The sequence below is a fragment of the Paenibacillus sp. 32O-W genome, from assembly GCF_007679495.1.
Lineage (GTDB): Bacteria > Bacillota > Bacilli > Paenibacillales > NBRC-103111 > Paenibacillus_L > Paenibacillus_L residui.
The window spans coordinates 1-764 of the sequence record NZ_VEGP01000164.1; the positions used below are offsets into that span (position 1 = coordinate 1).

General features: G+C 53.3%; 1 rRNA gene. It reads right to left on the reverse strand.

What is annotated here, in order from left to right:
• Nucleotides 1–764 (reverse strand): 23S ribosomal RNA (locus tag FS806_RS25275); the annotation flags it as partial.

Genomic DNA, 764 nt, shown 5'->3' on the forward strand with positions numbered 1-764 from the left:
CCCCTAACCACTCCCCTTAACCTTCCAGCACCGGGCAGGCGTCAGCCCGTATACTTCGCCTTTCGGCTTCGCACAGACCTGTGTTTTTGCTAAACAGTCGCTTGGGCCTATTCACTGCGGCCCCCTCGGGCTATTCACCCTACCGAGGCACCCCTTCTCCCGAAGTTACGGGGTCATTTTGCCGAGTTCCTTAACGAGAGTTCTTCCGAGCGCCTTAGAATTCTCTTCCTACCTACCTGTGTCGGTTTACGGTACGGGCACCTTCTCCCTGGCTAGAGGCTTTTCTTGGCAGCTGGAGTACAAGTTCTTCGGTACTGCAATTTTCCCTCCCCATCACAGCTCAGCCTTACAGTGTGCGGATTTGCCTACACACCAGCCTTACTGCTTGGACAGACTCTTCCATCCGTCTGCAACTCTTCCCTTCTGCGTCACCCCATCGCTCATAACGGTTCACGGTGGTACAGGAATTTCAACCTGTTGTCCTTCGACTACGCCTTTCGGCCTCGCCTTAGGTCCCGACTTACCCTGAGCGGACGAACCTTCCTCAGGAACCCTTAGGTTTTCGGCGGACAAGATTCTCACTTGTCTTTTCGTTACTCATACCGGCATTCTCACTTGTATGCTGTCCAGCAGTCCTCACGATCTACCTTCAACCTGCATACAACGCTCCCCTACCCATGCATCGTCTTCACTCCGACTTCGAGTGTGTTTAGCCTGAGGCATTGGACCAGAATCTTCATCCAAAGATGATTTCTCCTCGATGT